The sequence below is a fragment of the Azospirillum oryzae genome (genome assembly GCF_008364795.1).
GTDB classification, from domain to species: Bacteria; Pseudomonadota; Alphaproteobacteria; order Azospirillales; family Azospirillaceae; genus Azospirillum; species Azospirillum oryzae.
The window spans coordinates 399,508-414,743 of sequence record NZ_VTTM01000003.1 but is presented as its reverse complement, the minus strand read 5'-3'; the positions used below and the strand labels follow the sequence as shown (position 1 = coordinate 414,743).

General features: G+C 61.8%; 8 protein-coding genes and 1 pseudogene. 4 read left to right on the top strand and 5 right to left on the bottom strand.

All coding sequences use genetic code 11. The features are described from left to right. Window positions 1–567 precede the first annotated feature (567 nt). The 4 genes and pseudogenes from FZ938_RS13325 to FZ938_RS31470 all read right to left on the bottom strand — a co-directional run bounded on the left by FZ938_RS13325 (window position 568) and on the right by FZ938_RS31470 (window position 4,526). Complete coding sequence (locus tag FZ938_RS13325; protein ID WP_149198967.1) at window positions 568–891, bottom strand: hypothetical protein; 324 nt, start codon at window positions 889–891, stop codon at window positions 568–570. Between the two features lie 322 nt (window positions 892–1,213). Continuing rightward, window positions 1,214–1,789, bottom strand: a complete 576-nt coding sequence (locus tag FZ938_RS13320; protein ID WP_149198966.1) for a hypothetical protein — start codon at window positions 1,787–1,789, stop codon at window positions 1,214–1,216. 206 nt (window positions 1,790–1,995) lie between these two features. Further along, window positions 1,996–3,015, bottom strand: a complete 1,020-nt coding sequence (locus FZ938_RS13315; protein WP_149198965.1) for a hypothetical protein — start codon at window positions 3,013–3,015, stop codon at window positions 1,996–1,998. A 260-nt stretch (window positions 3,016–3,275) separates the two neighbouring features. After that, window positions 3,276–4,526, bottom strand: a pseudogene (locus FZ938_RS31470) (RNA-guided endonuclease InsQ/TnpB family protein). 213 nt (window positions 4,527–4,739) lie between these two features. Here FZ938_RS31470 and FZ938_RS13300 point away from each other — a divergent pair. Continuing rightward, a complete protein-coding gene (locus FZ938_RS13300; protein WP_149198962.1) occupies window positions 4,740–5,765 on the top strand; it encodes an AcrVA2 family anti-CRISPR protein in 1,026 nt (341 codons plus the stop codon). A gap of 323 nt (window positions 5,766–6,088) precedes the next feature. Here the strand turns inward: FZ938_RS13300 and FZ938_RS13295 are convergent, their stop codons facing one another. Beyond that, on the bottom strand, window positions 6,089–6,958 hold the full coding sequence (locus tag FZ938_RS13295; protein ID WP_174757087.1) for an NYN domain-containing protein: 870 nt from the start codon (window positions 6,956–6,958) through the stop codon (window positions 6,089–6,091). A gap of 612 nt (window positions 6,959–7,570) precedes the next feature. Between FZ938_RS13295 and FZ938_RS13290 the strand changes: the two genes are divergently transcribed. The 3 genes from FZ938_RS13290 to FZ938_RS13280 are packed head-to-tail and all read left to right on the top strand — an operon-like array spanning window position 7,571 to window position 15,137. Further along, on the top strand, window positions 7,571–8,863 hold the full coding sequence (locus FZ938_RS13290) for a pPIWI_RE_Y domain-containing protein (protein ID WP_149198960.1): 1,293 nt from the start codon (window positions 7,571–7,573) through the stop codon (window positions 8,861–8,863). Next, complete coding sequence (locus tag FZ938_RS13285; protein ID WP_174757085.1) at window positions 8,860–12,426, top strand: pPIWI_RE_Z domain-containing protein; 3,567 nt, start codon at window positions 8,860–8,862, stop codon at window positions 12,424–12,426. The genes FZ938_RS13290 and FZ938_RS13285 overlap by 4 nt, the downstream gene beginning before the upstream one ends. Further along, complete coding sequence (locus FZ938_RS13280) at window positions 12,423–15,137, top strand: RNaseH domain-containing protein (RefSeq protein ID WP_174757084.1); 2,715 nt, start codon at window positions 12,423–12,425, stop codon at window positions 15,135–15,137. Before FZ938_RS13285 ends, FZ938_RS13280 begins: the two co-directional genes overlap by 4 nt. The last annotated feature ends 99 nt before the right edge of the window (window positions 15,138–15,236 follow it).

The following is a 15,236-nucleotide window of genomic DNA, read 5'->3' as shown; positions in this document are numbered from 1 at the left end:
TTGCCCGTTCATCCGGATCAGGCGCATTTAGCAGCGCGCTGCTGCTTTCCGGTCACCGTTCTCCTCGCCTACGTCGCCCGACTAAATGGTCGCCTGCATAGACATCTGGTTCCCAGAGATGTCTTGCAACGAGAGCTCGACGCCATATTCCTTTTCAACCAGCGCTCAAAAACTAAGCGCTTGCCCTCGGTTGCGCATGCGGGCAGCATCCCCACGTACTGATTAGGGAGACAGGAATGCGGATTGAACTCCGGAGATACCAACATGATGGGCAAGACTACTGGGTTGGCGCAGTTAATGGACTTACTGTAAGTGTAGCTCACTCATCATACGAGGCATTGACTGACAGCTTGGGAGTGGTCAACGGCATAACGAAAATGAAAAGGAAGCCACCTGCAAATTTTCAGGCACCTATGTACGGAACGGGACCGCTCACCGACGGCTCTTCGGTTTGGCAGGTGGCTCACGACGTGTTCGTGATTCTACATTCGGACGGAGTGCTATCAGAGCAAGCATTCTTTGGAACGGCCGAACTCATTCAGCATTTTGACTATTTAGGTGTAACCTTTATACAGGCTCCGCCTGGGAATCAGTAAGCATCCCACACACACGTTGCCGGTTCCACAGGTGTCGTGGATCAAGTGCACGGGGCAGTTCAAATGCCATGGTGACCTTGAGCAAAGTCGATTGCTCATCAGGCGTCGTGCCCTCAATCATATAGATCCTCCCATTAAGGGAACGCGCCTGAGCCATCGGAGCGGCGCCCTGCATTGCCTCATCGCGGATAGCCTTCACAGAATGAAGAGACAACGCGAGTATTGGTGGATTGTAGGAAACGCTGCTCTGGATGGTCCGGAGCACGTGCTCAATCTGATGATCATAAACATTCACAACATTTCTCCTTTGACATCACCACGCATCAGAACAAGGCATCGCGATTAGCCATATTTCGTTCGGTTTGAACCAAGCATAATTTGGCCATATGAAATAAAAGTTCATAAAATTTTTTGGTATATACAAGCAATTACCATATCTTATACGCCGTATTTTTGTAATTATTGAAGAATTTTGCCAAGATGACGAACTCATTTTGCCTGAAACCTGCCCTTCCTGTCTTTCGCACTTGCCCCAATAGAGCAATCCAAGCGCTCTCTTCCATTCTGGATCGAATCACGTTCAAGATGGAAGCCTCTGCCACCACATCGGCCAAGTATCAAGCTCGCGGCGAAGCCCCGTGCGCGACCGGCATCCGTTCGATGGCGAACCGTGCACCCATCGGGTCACGTTCATTCATGCGGACCAAGCTCTCGTAGCAATGCTGGGCCGTCGCCAAGTCAACGGCTTCCTCGCAGGCCCGCCCCAACGCGTAGATCGCTCGCATGTAAGGCCGTGTGCCCGGGAAATCCCACCAGGACATTTCCTTGCCGTATTCCTTCTCGACTGGCGCCCACAGCCTGCTGCCGACCTTCACGGCGCGCTTCAGCACCTCAAGTCTGCATTCCTTGTCCGAGGTGATGTACCCGGCTTTGGCAACCAGCGCCTCGATGTTATCCGGGTCGGCCTCAAGCGCCAACTTCACATACGCCAGACGTTGCAACCCCGAGGCTTCGCCCATGGTAGCCACGTACTCGTCACCGGGGCTTTCCACATAAGGTCCGAGCGCACCATAGGCGATGGCGCTGGCCAGTTTCGACGAAGCCGTCCGCATTGAAGCCTCCCTATTTGCCGTGAATGTCCTTGCAAACAGGATCAGACCGTCCTCAGCAAGGAACAAGCCCGCGTAGACCATTCTCCTATCCGGGCACTGCCGCCACCCTTCCTCCTGAGGAACATGACGGCCTTCATGGCAGCACCTTCTCGTCGCCCATGCGGTTCTGCGCGAAGGTGATGTCCACCAGGCCGTGCAGTACCTCCATTCTCCAGCACCGGAAGCACAGCGCGGGAACTGCGCTCCTGGTGCTGGAAAACTTGATTAAACCGTCAGTGGTTGGGCTGCTAGCCGCTAACCCATGCTGCAAAGGCATCGACATCGCCACGGATAGTGACCGCGGTAGACTGTCGGACGAGGTGGCCAGTCGCCGCGTCAATGCCGACCTCAAGGCTGGCCGTCCAGTTCCATCCGTTCACCGACAGCCGATTGCGGACCAAACCAAGCGACTTCAGTCCCAAGTCGAAGACGGTCGAGGCAATGGAGCGGCGGCGACCAAGATGGTCGAGTGTTCCACGCACCGAGCGGCAGTGATTCGCGGCACCAACCAACACCTCCGAGTACGCGGCCGATTCCGTCCGGTAGGTCTCGTGGCTCCCCAGGATTTCGACGATTTCCGGGTGCACGGTGGGCACTGAGGCGATGTTCAAATGGGCGTTAGGGCCGCCGTCGATCGAGTGAACATCGAACCCGCAGGAGATGGCAGCGGCGATGAACACGCCATTGGCGATGTAGCTACCGCGCTCCAGACCTAGCTTGCTGGCACGCTTCTCAATTTGATGCTTGAAGCCGTAGCTGGACACCTTTCGGAAGGGCTTCTGACGCTTGCCGCACAGAGCCAGCCACTCCTCCGCAGCAAGGAACTCATCGACAGCTCCAGGCGACAACAGGTTCTGTCGCGCCTCATCGAACTCACCCTGAGTCTTGTGGTGGGCAAACCTGCCGATGCCTTCGGAGATACCTGAATAGGTCAGGCGCGGCATCTTCTCGACGGCTGCTCGCAACCGCTCCAGCGGGTCAGAAGGACGCACCTGGATACTGGGCACGGACGTAAGAACCGAAGCCAGCAGACCAGGAGAATAGACGATCGAAGCCCCCACCACCGCCAGTCGGGGGGCGACCGCACTGTCGTCGAATCCCAAGGTGGCGGTGCCGTCTTTCAGCGCTTTGCGCAATGCCGCATTGTTTTTGTATCCGAAGCCTGCGGCGAGCGCCTCAGAGAGGTGGGACGAGCCGACCTCTGGCAAGGCCGCGCGGGCGGCAACCTTCACAAGCTTGAGATTGTCGAAATTTATGAGGTAGCGCATCGTCGATCTCCATTACGACGGTCAGCGCCTGCCGATTAAACGCCGACCGCATGGGATCGGTCGATGCAATGGGTACTCTTTTGAAGCGATTTCACCCGGCAGGACGTGACGCTCGCAATGCGCCTGTCCAGGGTGTCCCATTCAGCGGGCAAATGCAAGCCGAAGCTACACCAGATAATTCACTCAGTGATCCTCCCCGCCGTGAACAGGGGGCTTCCGTCGGTTACGCGGCTTGTGGAAGGCCGGTTGGCTGACGCTTCTTATTCCTGCCTCATGGCCCGGCCAGTGCCCAAGGCTCCGCAGGCTGCCACCGGCGATCCACCGGCGGTGACGACCAGGTCGCCGACGTTGTCGTTGATGGCCATCTTACCCCCGGCCAGGATGTTGCGCGCCGCGTTCACGTCCGCGTCGCACGCGAAGCTGCACAGCGGGCAAACGAACCGCTCCCGCCAGACACGACCGTGCGGTAGGAGAGCCGTCTCTGGGGAATCCTTGGGATGCCGTCCGCAGCACGAGCAGGTCTGGCTGGTGTAGGCCGGGTTGACCGCCACCAGCTTCCTGCCGTGCCGCTTCACCTTGTACTCGAGCATCCGCCGCACGGTTCCCGGCGCGACATCGAGCATCGCTCTGTTCAGCCCGGCCTTGGCGCTGACGTTCCGGCCGGGCTCCTCGACGGTCCACACTGCGGAGGCCGTCATGTTCCTCACCTTCAGATCCTCGATCACGACCAGCCGCTACGAGCGGGCGATCACGGCCGTCGCCTTGTGCAGGCCGTCCTGGCGGCGACGACGCAGCCTCGCCTCGAAGCGAGCCAGCGCCTGCCGGGCCTTGGCCCGATTGCGGGAGCCCTTCTTCTTCCGGGCCAGGCTCTTCTGAAGGCGGGCCTTGCGGCGCATCTCCTCCGGCGTGACGCGCGGCAGGTCTTGCACCGTCCCGTCGGACTGGACGATGGGCTGGGCCACGCCCAGGTCCAGGCCGACGGCGGTGCCGGTCGGCGCCTGCCGGACCCGGCGGCGGAGTGAGACGCAGATCGAGGCGTACCAGTGGTCGCCATCACGGCTGACGGTGATGTTGCGCACCTGCCCCTGGACGGGGCGGTGCGCCCGCATGCTGACCTTCCCAACCTTAGGCAGGTCGACGAAGTCCGGACTGACCTCGAATCGGCCGGGATCGGGGAAACGAAAGGAGTCCTCGCCTCGGTGCTTTGACTTGAAGCGGGGGAAGTCAGCCTGGCCGGAGAAGAACCTGGCGAAAGCCTTGTCCAGATCGCGCATGGTCTGCTGGAGGCAGTGGCTGGGCGCCTCGGCCAACCACTCCACCTCGCGGCGCAGGTCCTTCAGTTCGCTTGCCTGGGCCTTGAAGGAGATGGTCCGTCCGCGGCGGCCGTAGGTTTGGCGCTGTTCCAGCGCCAGGTTCCAGACGACACGGCAGCAGCCCGCCGTACGCCGGAAGAATTTCTCCTGCGCCGGGGTGGGGTAGAGCCGCAATTGGTGTGCCTGGATGAGCCGCATGTCCTGAGCATGCGGTCGGCGCTTAAAGGGACGCGCTTTGCGCGGTCCGCCTTACTCCGTCCTGAAGGACCGAGCTTGCGGCGGACGGCATCGGGTCAAGAGCCAAGGGTACGAGCCTCGCGGCCCAAACCTCCGGGACGCAACCGTGGATCGTGACCTTGGTGTTGCAGCAGCCGCGCACTGTGTGCACTCTGGCGCCGAAGGAGGACCGGCATGCGCAACCGCCATGAACCCGAAATTCGGCTTTCGGATTTGCATTTCCGGCGCCACATTGTCGAACTCCAGCCTCTTCAGGTGCTGCTCGACAGTTACCGACAAGCTGACGAGGCTCGCCATCACTCCGCGCTGTCGTCGGAGCAATATTATGAGACCGTTCTGAAGCCGATTGAGGATCGCATTCAGGCTGCGTTTCCAGCCGTTGCTACTGAGCGGCAGGTCTGGGAATCGATCCAGCGGGAGGAACACTTCAGGTATCTGCTGTCGAAGTGGCGGGGTAACGGCGAGGCATGGAACGAATACCGTCGGTTCGTGAGTGATCCGGATACCTTTCTTGATGAAGCAGCCGATAAGCATCTCGATCCTGACCAGAAAGCATGGTCGCCTTTCTGGATGATAGTAGTCGAGTTCACCTTCAAGCCTCGGGGACGCGGTCCGGCGCCCCTGTCCACGGCCGAGCTCTTGGACATGCCGTGGCTGCGGTTCGCATTGAGCTTTCCCTCGCACCGCAACACTGTGGCCGAAGCTGTCGAATACGAACGGCGACGGGGGCTGCCGATCGACACCTACTACGAAGAGGACAGCCACAACGATGACGACCTACGCCATGTCATCAGCCACCCCGAATACCTGGACGATGTTGTTCGTTTGGTCTTCAACGTCATGTGCTATCTGAACTGGCCTGACCGGGATCAGGAGCGGCGTCTGAATGATGCGCATGCGCATGCCCGCGTCGCTCGAGCCTTAACTCGCAAGGATCGTGATGTCGCCGAAGCCCGTGCATTGAAGGATGGTGCCCGCTGGATCGAGTTCTGCGGGTACCGGGCAGAACGTGGTGGTCATCTGGGGGCAGGCGGTGCCGTACCGGCTCACTGGCGCCGCGGGCACTGGCGGCACCATCGCCATGGCAAGGGGCTGACGGAGAGCAAACTGCTTTGGATTAGGCCGACCATGGTCGGTGGCTCGGTCGGCACGGCGACACCGACGGTCTACCAGATGGAAGGTTCTGCGCCGGGGCACTGACGGGTTTTCCGGCCTCCCTTGGTTCGGCCGGGCTCTGCATGATCTGTGGCAGTTGACTACCAGGAAGACCTAGCCATGGGCTACCATACCCGAACTATCGGCGGCACTGACGACATGGACGAGCCGGACGCCCTGTTCATCCCCTCGCCCCCGGAGGTCGCCTCCATGGTGAACTACCGACGCCCTTTCTGAACAGCAAAGGGCGAGGCGCATCCCACCAACGGGCCTCGATGCCACAAAGAGGTCGCCATCATGCCGCCTTGAGCGTGGCGTGGAATCTATCAACCACCAAGGCCGGTTGCATGTCTTGCAGGGTGATGCGGTCAAGTGCTGCTGGCGGACTGAACTGTCTGAAGACGGGGAGAAATTTCAAGGTGAAAGCGCTGGCGCATGAACCGCTTCTGCTGGTCGTCCAGTGTCGTTTGAATAGCGGTGCTCACCGCTTTTAGCAGCAGACGATCTATGTCCTGGGGGATGCCGCGATTGTTGTTGGATGCCCAATAAGCTTGGATACCATTAAGATCATGCGCATTCAAAGGCGCAACAAACGCGGCGACCGCCGACTCAATGTCCGAAGCGCTTGCCACAGTTGAAGCAACCGGTGCTGGAACAGTGCCAGTTGACGAAATGGATGCCTGAATGGGCGCTGGCCCCTGCTGAACTGAAAGGAAACTGCCAACCATTGCAGCACCCCATTCCGACAACGTATCCGCCTCTTGGCGAAGCCAACGATTCTGGTTTGTGTGGGCTGGTGCGAAGCCAAGCAGGTGCACCCGGACACCATAGGTCTGCGAAACCTGTACGCCGACACGGAGATCATCGTCACCGCCAATCAACACCGCATCGGCGATAGCCTTGTTTCGAGCAAGCTCGATCATGTCGGTGACAATCATCGCGTCCACGCCCTTCTGCTGACCGGAACCATTGACTTGCCCGAGGCGGAGCTTGATGTTGGGGGCCAAGCCCAGACGTGATTGGACAGTAGACAGGGCGCCGGTTGCAAGCATACCGTCGTACCAGTACACTCGCAGGAGGGGCATTTTAACTTCCTGTTGGAGGAAGTCCGTCAACTTCTCCATGAACCGGTGCTCATTAATGGAGATCAATTGACGGCTGGTGTTTTGACCAGAAAGCAACGTTGAGCCTTGGGCAAACAGGTACCCGGCATCCACAAAGACGGCAACGCGATCCACAACGCCTCCGGAAAATAGTAAGGGCCCCCGCAGGGGCCCTTGGTAGGCCAGCAAACCCGATGGAGAAATAAGCCGGGAGCGCTGGGTGATCCTCATATAGCGGTTTCACCGATTCTCTTCAAGGGAAAAATGAGGAATGGGCCGCGATTGTCCGAACGGATCATAATTTTCCCCAAGCTCACCGATCCCAGTGTGGTCAATCGAGAGTTCGTGCTTGCTCCTGCAAAGCTGGGTTGATGAGGGTGATGCGCGACGCGGAGGCCAGGTGCTTTCCGTGAACCTAATTCGAGATCAGCACCGATTATATGTGCTGGACGCCTACGGCTCCCCTTCAGAGTAGTGATTCTCCAGGATTCAGTGCGGTAAGGCGCTGGCCCCAATCGTCGCTCTTGAAGTCTGCGCAGCGTCCCTGGCTTGCCCCCAATGCAGCAACCGTTTCTCTTACGTCCGCCACATGCACAGCTCCACCCTTACCGCTGCGGGAGTCGTTGGGATGCAACCGTTGAAGCAGACACTCGAAGAACAAGCGCAGCCTATCCGATCGAATTTTCCTTGTTGCGATACACATGAGACACTATTTTCCATTTGAGACACAAAGAGCGGATCTGTCCCATGGAAAGCGCGCCGTCATTCCACGACCGCTGCCAGCACTTGTTCAGCGACCGACTTGGGCATGGCCGCCGGTGGAAAACCGCGGCGGCGCAGGCGCTTGGCATTGGACGCGCAACGCTGTACCGATACTTCGAGGAAGGTGCGGAGGTTGCTGCGGTCGTCCTGGCCCGGCTTGCCGACCTTGAGCGCGGTGACAAGCCGGTCCGGGACGACCGCTCCATGGTCGTGCTGTTGGCCAGCGCGCTGGTAGACGTCCAAAAGCAGATCGACGAGCGCGGTTGGCTCAAGGACGGCTACCCACCGGGCCTTCGGCGCGTCCTCGATCTCGCGGCGGCTCGCAACATCCAAGACGGCGATCTCTGGCCGACGAGCTTGGCGGATATGGCCCGGCTTGCCCAGAAGCCCCTCTACAAGTGGGGCATCGACCTGTCCTGGGACGTTGAGGGGGAGTTCACTGCGGCCAAGCTGATTGACGGCGGCGAGATCACCACCGAGTGCGTCGCCCTGGCGCAGCCCGGCAAAAACCCTGAAACCGAACTCGAAGAGAACCTCGGCTACAAGCTTCTGCTCGGCCTATGCCGTGACCGGCGCGATGGCCAACAGGTGTACGTTGCATGGCGCCGGGCTGTGGTCGAGAATCCTGTGCTGCCCAGTTGGACGACCACCCTGCTGTCAGACCCGGTTTTGGCAACTGTGGAACGCATCGACGAGGTCGTCGATGCGTTCTATCAGCGCGTCCCCGAAGCTATGGCCATCAGCGGCATGCTGCCGATCTGCACGGTGTCCGGTACCATCCTCCGTCAGGACGGCCGCGCCTTCCACACCGAAAGCCGAGATCCGGAGGCGCGCCGCCGAGCACGAGCAGGCAAGCACGCCACCATGCGCTTCCGGCCGGGTATGCTCTATCTGCGCCGCCCCTTCCGGACCTTCTGGTGCCTGCCTGGCAAGGCCGAACTGGTTCTGCACACCAAGCTGACCAAAGCTGGGTGGATGTCGTCGCTGTGGCCGGACCTCGACCGAGTGGATTTGGTCGCGATGTCGCCGGACGGTCAGACCCGCATCGCCGTTGACGTAAAGGACTACGTCTCTCCGGAAAATCTCGCCTCTCGTTTTGAGGGCTTCAAGGGCTTCGCCGAAACCCACCGCTGCTACGTCGCCATCCCCGACCACATCCCCGAGATCACTCCCAACTTCGAGGCGCGCTTCGAGGCCATCCGCGCCTCCCGCGCCAAGGCGAAGGTGCGGCTGCGCACCATCTCGGACCTGCTCGACGAACTGGAGATCGCCCCATGAGGACCGACCGCACGTTCGTCGCCGAATACCGAGACGCGCTGGCGTCCATCGACCCGACCTGTGGCGGTCTGGATCGGGAAACCATCCGCACCATGGCGGCGACCGAACTGTCCCTGCTGTTCCTGACCGAGTTCCTGCCGGGCGAAGGTGCCTCCGCGGTGCCGTCGCTGATGCTGGGGTATCCGCAGCTGCTCGATGAGCTCCGGACCCAGCGCGCCGTCCAGGCGCTGGCCACGGTACGCCACCTCTGCTCCCGCTTCATCTCGCTCTCGGCATGGCTCGATGCCCGCCTGCGGTACACGAGCATTTCCGAAGCGCTGCGATGCTTCGACGTTGTGGACGGCCGCGTCACTCTGCGGGCCACTGCGCCAGGCACTACCCGCGTTGTGCTCGAGGCTTGGCTATCGAAGCCAGTTCCCTGGGTCAGCCGCACGCTCAACGTCGCGGATCCCGGCGAGGCCCAGGTCCTGGTCGGCCGGGGCAGTGCAACCCTGGCCTACGACATCCCGGCGGTTCCCGCTGAACGGCGGGTGGTGCAGCAGCATGACCTGACGCCGCGGCGGACTAACCAGCCGATTCGGGTGCGCATTGCCGACCTGCTCGCTGTCGCCGCCACGGTCGACGAGCGTGAGGCAGCCGCAGACTGGCCGCACGAAAGCATGCCGCCTTTAAACATGGTCGAGCGCATCCGGAAGCTCCGCATCCAGGGGCTACTAGATGGATTCTACGAGGACGGCGTCATCACCCTGGACGGCACGACCCACTTGGTCGGCATGCTGTCGTCCGGCAAGTCCAGCTTGGTGATGGCGCTGCTGCTCGGCCTGACGCTGGGCAGCACCGGCAAGCGCATCGCTGTTCTAGTGCCCGACACCATCCACGGCGCCAAGCTGTCGGCGCGCCTGCGGCGCCATGGCGTAAAGGCGACCGTGCTGTCCAGTCTGCGTCAGCGCCCGCGGCACTTGAATGGCATCCACTGGCAGCGCAGCCTCGACGCGACCGGGTGGTCCCTGGCGTCGTTAGGTGACCTGTCCGACGGCTTCGGCACGGCCTGTCCACTGGACGGCTTCCAGCGCGAGCCGCAAGTCGTGCGCGGCTCCCAGGCGGAGGCGCGCTTCCCCGATTTCGACGAGAAGCAGTGCCACCGCCTTTACCAGAAGGCGGTGCCGGACGAGGACGCTGAGGACAAGGATCCCGACGACATCGGTGAGAGCAAGGGGCGCTCCTGCCCGCTGTGGGCGTGCTGCCCGGCCCAGGAGCAACAGCGCTCGGCGGTGGACGCCCAAGTGCTGATCATGACGCCGCAGGCCTTCATCCACATGACGCCGGATGTCTGGACGACGTCGGAGCGCATCACCATCCCGGAGCTTCTTCAGTTCACCACAGACTTGGTCATCATAGACGAGGTGGATGGTGTCCAGAAGGTGTTGGACGACATCTTCGCGCCCCGTTCCCCAATCATGGGCGACGAGCAGGACGTGTACGCCCCCTCCATCGGCCAACGGTCATCGGCGGCTCTTCGGGCACGCTCGGGCGCCCAGTTCCGGAAGTCGGTGAACGCGAAGTGGCAGAACAACTTCTTCACCTTCTTCCGTTTGGTCGGCATCATCTATGCCCTACTCCAAAATGAGCAGGAAAGCCTATGGCGGTTCTACCGCAATACGCCATTCACGGCTGCCAGCATCCTGTACGAGCTCTGGCGTCGCCACCTATCGGTATCCGGCGTCTCGACTGCGGAGATGCGGCTCGACTATGCGGAGAACGAGCAACAGTTTCTTGAGGTCCTCAAAGTCGCTACGGCGATCTCCCGCTTCTCTCATGCCTCGTCGGTGTCGACAGATGAGGCCGACGAAGCTGCGGTGAGGGACCTGGCAACATTCCGCGACGAACGGTTCCGCGTCGCCACCGAGACGCTCCAGGCGATTGCGCGCGACGTGCTGGTCGCTGATTATTACGATGAGATCGACCAGCGGATTGAGGCGCTGCTAGACGGCGCGCTGGCGGTCTTTTCCGCCGTCAGTAAGACCGGCCCAGCTCGGGACCGCCTTGATCGCCGCGCCAATGCCTTGGCGATCCTGCTGGCGGTTGTTACCGAACTGGCGCTTTCGCACTACAACTGGCTCATCAAGACCCAGCCCGCCGTAGCGAGCGACTTGGACATCGACGATACACAACTGCTGAGCCAAGCGAACAGCTTGATCAAGCACTACAGGACCCTGTTGCCCAGCAATCCAGCGGGTGCCGTCTTCGGCCTGTTTTACAACGAGCCCGACGACGACAGACAGGGTATACTTGGCGGCAAACTGACGCTGATCAACCACCTCGGCGTTGGCCGCCACCTGATCGCCCACCTGCATAACCTACTAGGCGACGAAGGCCAGGCTGGCCCGCACGTCTTGCTCCTGTCTGGCACCAGTTGGGCGGGCGGCGGAGTGCACTCCTTCGATCCAAAGACCAAGAAGCCGATCAGCGTGGCATCGCCGTCCTTTGATGTCCAGGTACCGGTGCGCGGCGTCCTCCTTCAGCCGGACGCCGAACTCGATGCGATCAGTCAGTCCGTCTTCTCGCTGGTCAACGTCCGGGACGGCGATGGCCGCCAGATCCGAGTGTCGGGTGTCGAGCAGCAGCGGCGGAGAGAAAACCTCTCCTTCATCAGCGAGCGTCTGGTGTCGCGCCGCGATGGCATCAACATGCTTGAGAATCACTGGCGCGTAATGACCGGGCGCTGGGGGGAGGAGGCGATCGCCGACCGCCGTCGAGCCATGCTGGTGGTGAACTCTTACGCCGACGCCGCAGTGGTTGCTGACACCGTCATGCAGACCCTTGAGGCGAACGGCTACGCCGATTGGCGCGTCTACTGTTTGGTGCGCGACCGGGCGGACGACGCAGGGCAGGCTGACGACGCCAAACTCCGCCTTGCCCGACCGATGCCGCGCTCAATGGTGGAGCGCTTCGGCCTGGAGCCGGAGAAGTCGATCTTGGTGGCGCCTATGCAAATTGTTGCCCGCGGGCACAACATCCTGAACGGTCGGGGTAAGGCGGCAATCGCATCCATCTACTTCCTGCACCGTCCGCACCCGCGGCCGGACGACCTGGGTCCAGTAATCGCACGTCTAAATCGGTACGCACTTGAACGCTATGACAAGGGCGTCGCACCGCTGCCGGGGGAGAGCCTGCCACGGCGCTCGAACCGCATGCGCCAAGCCGCAGCGTCAGTGGCTCAGATGGCGCTGGAGCGCACCCGATATGGCTACAGCAACATGTCGGCCGAGTATAAGGCCCAGTTCGCCTGGGACATGCTGACGCCGCTTTGGCAGACCGTCGGCCGCGGTATCCGCGGTGGGTGCCCGGTCTTCATCGGCTTCGTCGACTATAAGTTCGCGCCCCAGTCCTTCGACGGAAATCCTGATGGCGATACAGCCGACACCAGCGCGCTGGTCCAATGCATCAAGCAGTTGGATCTGGCTATGGACCCCACCAGCAATCCGACCGGGCACGATGTGGCGCGACGGCTTTACGAGCCGTTCCACGACGCCCTGAGCAAGACCGAGGGCCTTCAGTCATGACCGACGTGTCCAATCTCCACATCTCGGCCTGGGTGGCGGACCACCTCCCCGAGACGCTCCTCCTGACCCGCTTCCGCATGTCCGCGGAGGCGCACGGCACCCTAGTGCAATGGTGTCGCGAGAAGACGAACCGGCAGGAGCTTCCGGCGAGCGTTATCCTCAGCGGCCTGTCCGAAATCCTCGGCTTCTTCGTGCCCGAGACGGCATATATGAAGCTGGAAAACGACGGCAACGGAGAAGGAAGCACCCGGCTCAGCCTCTACTACCTGCGTGATCGCACGGCCGAGGCCGATCTGCGCGCCCGCATCCGCACCGGTATCAATGTCTGGCTCGGCATCCTGTATCCGGCCAAAGACCCCGATGTGCGCGGTGCGATCGCCGGGAGCGCGTTGGACGACGCGAACTGGCGGCTGATCGAAGTGCCCACCGGCTTGGCCCAGCACCGCGGCGCCTGTGCGATCCCGACCGATCCGATGCTGTTCGATGCGCTGACCGTACACGCGGTGGACCGCCTCGCGGGGGCAGCCCTGCGGTACCGCTCCGGCATTACCCGGACACTGGTGCCGCACACGCCGCTGTCGTCCCCTTTCAACGGCATTGAACTCGTCGCCTTCCCTCCGCGCGTCGACCGGGGCAGCGGTGCGGGCATCTGGAGCGAGGTGATCACCGTCTCCGCCGCCACCTTTCCCGAGCGATCAGACATTCACCTCCTCGCCAAGCCGTCCATCCGCAACTGGGGTCCAGTGAGGGGCTACGACGCCGACACTGCCCCCACCAGGTCACTCGACATCTTCATGCCGTCCGAGGGCGACGACGGCGACCACATGGCTTACAAGCACATGTCGTTCGCGTTTCGGGCGAAGCAGTTCGGACAGAAAAATGAACGGCGCATCGAGGCGGTTTGGGACTGCGACCGCGAGCAGCGCGCCTTTGACCTTCTGCGCCGCCTGGTCGGCAGCGAGCGCTTGACCGGTGCTGACCTGCTGAACCCGGTGCGGGGCGAGGAAGGTATGTGGGTCTTGCCGCGCTTGGCACCCGGGAGCGGCGACCGTTACTTGGCGGGCAGCAGCGGCTTTGCGTGGCCCGATCGCGAAGACGTGGCCGTTTCGTTAGACGCCCCTCTGGCCGTGGCTGGCTTTACCCGTGCCCCTGCCATGGCGCGCTTGAAGGGGCAGTTGCCGGTGACCAACCTGTTCAAGAAATCCGATGTCACCCTTCCGGCAAGGTTGAAGGACGCCCCAGACGAAGAGAAGAAGGCCTGGAAGGACGCTGAGTTCGCACGCAAGGAGGTGCTGCGGCACGCAGAGGTCCGGAAGGCCTTGCTTCGCACGCTGGAAGCGGTCGGCAACCGGAACGGGGAACTCGATCTCCTGATCTTCGCTCAGCAGGACAGCACAGTAACGTTGGTACGCGAAAACATCGTTAAGCTGCTCGGTCAACCGGATGCGGCCGATGGCATTATCATGCGCTGGGAGGACGGACTCACTCTGCACATCGCTTCTGCCCCGCCGGGGCCGCTGGCCGAACAACTGCCGTATATCGAACTGACGGACGCTGAAAAGGCTCGGCTGAACCAGAAGCAGCAGTCAGAGGTGTGGAAGACCAAACAAAAGGAGGCACACGAGGATGCAGCCCGCCAGATGGCAGCGCGCATCCGCGGAGTGCGAAACGGGCGTACCGGGATGGCCTGCGCTATTCTGGAGATGCACGAGAGCCTGAAGACTTGGGCGCGCCGCGACCCGTTCGCCATGGCGCGCCGCGAGCTCGCCAAGCAGGGGTGCCTGCCTCAGGTGGTGCTGATCGGAGAAAAGATCCCCGAAGACAAGTATCTCGCCTCACTCAAGGACTGGTTCCGCATGCTTGGCGTGCTACCAGTCTTCGATGATCGGCTGCCCTTGGCACCGGCGGCGATGACGGTCATCCAGCGAAACGAGGACGTGGTCGGCGGTGGCACCCAGAAGGCGCACGCCTTCCCGCTGGCCGCCCGGGTCCGCGGCGGCATCCTGGAGTGCGCCATCCCCGAGGAGAACGGCGACCCCTCCTGGATCCCGTACGCCAAAGCGGCTCTGCGCATCATGTCCGGGGACTACGGCAGGTTCGCCCGAAATCGCCAGGAAGAGAACCAAGCCAAGTTCGCCACCTTCTTCTCGGCAGCACTGGAGCAAATCGACCGCCGCGGCGGGGCGCTGGTGCTGACCGAGATGGACCAGATTGCCCACCGGCTGCCCGCATTGCTAAACGGCAAGCTCCTCTTCGACGACCTTCAGATCGGCAGCCGTAACTATCGGCCGGGAGACCTGCCGAACACCCGTGTGGTCCGGATCATCACCGAACCCAAGAAGCTGCCGTCCTACTACCACGGCGTCGACAACAAATGGCCGTCCGGCCTCTTCGTCTGGGAAGGCGCCGAGCGCACCGCCTACGGTCTGAAGCCGAAGCCTCCCACAGTGTCGAAGCCGTCGAGCTTCGCGTCGATGGTCTCGCGGCATCTCGAGCCGGGCAGCAACGAGGCCGTAGACGACGTACCGCGGGTATCCTCCCAACTTGACGAGATGTGCGTCGCCTTCATGCAGCCGACCGACGAAGCGGATGAGATCCTGCGCCTTACGCACAAGCTGCGCAATGCCCATGCCCAGTACGACTACAGCACCCGCAAGCCGTTCCCGCTTCATGAGCTTCGGCTACTCGGCGGCGCCATCACCTTCTCCTGACACGGATCCGGTGTAGTGCCCAAGCCGGGCTGCTGGACGACCGACGTCGACGGCCCATGTTGGGGGAACTATCCCCCAAAGCCACGTATCGAATAAGCG

Excerpts from the sequence above, each read along its gene's own strand:
- FZ938_RS13315 (WP_149198965.1), bottom strand. The coding sequence starts at position 3,015 with ATGCGCTACCTCATAAATTTCGACAATCTCAAGCTTGTGAAGGTTGCC.
- FZ938_RS13320 (WP_149198966.1), bottom strand. The coding sequence starts at position 1,789 with ATGGTCTACGCGGGCTTGTTCCTTGCTGAGGACGGTCTGATCCTGTTT.
- FZ938_RS13290 (WP_149198960.1), top strand. The coding sequence starts at position 7,571 with ATGGAAAGCGCGCCGTCATTCCACGACCGCTGCCAGCACTTGTTCAGC.
- FZ938_RS13300 (WP_149198962.1), top strand. The coding sequence starts at position 4,740 with ATGCGCAACCGCCATGAACCCGAAATTCGGCTTTCGGATTTGCATTTC.
- FZ938_RS13285 (WP_174757085.1), top strand. The coding sequence starts at position 8,860 with ATGAGGACCGACCGCACGTTCGTCGCCGAATACCGAGACGCGCTGGCG.
- FZ938_RS13280 (WP_174757084.1), top strand. The coding sequence starts at position 12,423 with ATGACCGACGTGTCCAATCTCCACATCTCGGCCTGGGTGGCGGACCAC.